This window comes from Stenotrophomonas sp. HMWF003, assembly GCF_003061285.1.
GTDB lineage: Bacteria > Pseudomonadota > Gammaproteobacteria > Xanthomonadales > Xanthomonadaceae > Stenotrophomonas > Stenotrophomonas maltophilia_AP.
This window is the reverse complement of sequence record NZ_QAIW01000196.1, coordinates 732-2458: the sequence shown is the minus strand read 5'-3', so window position 1 is coordinate 2458 and position 1727 is coordinate 732. Positions and strand designations below refer to the sequence as shown.

Annotated in this window: 1 protein-coding gene; it reads right to left on the bottom strand. The window is 67.5% G+C overall.

Annotated features, from left to right (window positions below; translation table 11 throughout):
• Positions 1–159: 159 nt before the first annotated feature.
• Positions 160–1727: BamA/TamA family outer membrane protein (locus tag DBR34_RS08065; RefSeq protein ID WP_219928236.1), on the bottom strand; the 1568-nt coding region annotated here is incomplete at its 5' end.

Genomic DNA, 1727 nt, shown 5'->3' with positions numbered 1-1727 from the left:
CACCCCCACCCCCGATACTGGGCTGGTGGCCATGGGAGAAGCCGGGAGCAGGTGGCGGTGTATTTCTGCGCGTGTCCCGAAGCTTGAGGGTTGAAGGTTGAAGGTTGGAGGGTTGGGAAGTGCGGGCTTGCCGCTGTTGCTCTGAGCCGGTAGCCACCGCTACAACGACTGTCCCAACTCGATGAACATTACGTTTTCCCCGCCTTCGCGGAATCCGACGCCGAAGATCAGTGGGCCGATCCAGGAATCGAAGCCGAGGAAGACGCTGCCGTTCCAGATGCCGTCACTGAATGACATGTCCGAGCGGTGCTGCCATGCGTTGCCGTACTCGAGCGTTCCGCCTACCTGCGCCGAGCGGCCCAGTACCTTGCCCAGTTCGTAGGTGTAGCCCGCGAAGCCGAGTGCGTAGTCCTGGCCGGTCAGCTGGTTGTGCTGGAAGCCCGCCAGCCGCCAGCGGCCGCCAAGGCGGTACAGGTTCTGCACCGGTGCGGTACCCGATGACGTTACGTGGTAGCGCAGCCCTGCCTGCAGCGCGTGCCGTCCGAAAGCGCGTGCGCCCACTGCGTCCAGGTCCACCTGGCCAAACCCCGTATCGGCGCCCAGGCCCGGCCGCGACTGGTACGTGCCCACGTTCACCAGTTGCCCGTCGCGCGGAAAATACAGGCTGTCGATATCGTCCAGCGTTGCCTGCGCGAACCAGGCGCCTTCCTCGAAATGCGTGCGCGGAATGGTCGGGTCACCTACCTCCACCGCCGCATTGCCGGTATAGCGCTGCACCCCCGCGCTCAGCGACAGCACGTTGCCCACGTGCCGCACCAATCCCACCGTCGCACCCGCGCGGCGTACGCGGAACCGCGCTGTTTTGTCGCCGTCGGCGTCGTACAGGTTGAAACTGCGCGTCTGCAGCCCGCCACCTATCTGGAATGCATAGCGGTTGCGCAGGTCGAAGGGATGGTAGTACTCGCCCGTCAGCGCCGGTTCGCTGCCCACCTGCAGCACCACCCGCGCCTCGGCGCCGTAGGGCGACAGCGGCGAGAACAGCAGCCCCGCGCGCAGGTTGCTCTCATGGTTGCCCTGAAGGTCGTCGCTCAGGCTGAACCCTGCCTCCAGGTACGCCGGACCGTTGGGCTTGGCATGCGCGGTTACCACCACCCCGGTCTGCCCGTCGCGCTGGCGCACTTCGTAGCTGAAACTGGCCAGTGTGCCCATGCCGTAACCGCGCAGGATGCCCTTCTGCATCGCCGCCGCGTCCAGCGGCGCGCCCACCTGCAGCGGCAGGTAGGACAGCAACAGCGCGTCGGCGTAGCCGGTGTCGTTGACCACCTCCACAAACGCCACCTGCACCGGGGCCACCGGTATCGTGCGCTGCCCGCGCTGCGCCTGCCACGCCGCATATACCGCGGGCGGCTGTTCGAACGCACGCAGTGCCGGCGCCGCGGCATCGGCGGCCAACTGGCCGATACGCAGGGCCTCCGGCGCCTTGTCGAAATCACCGGTGGCCACCTTGCCGGTCAGCTCCGGGGCAATCACCAGGTCGCTCTGGCCCAGGCTGTCCAGCTGCCGCTGCGCACTGCCGGTGGTGAGGAAGCCGCTGAGCTGCCCGATCACGTCCACCAGGCTGGCGTTGCCGTCCAGCACGCGCAGCGGCGTGCCCACGTCCACCGCGATCACCCGGTCGGCGCCCATCGCGCGCACTACATCGATCGGCACCTGGTTGGACACGCCGC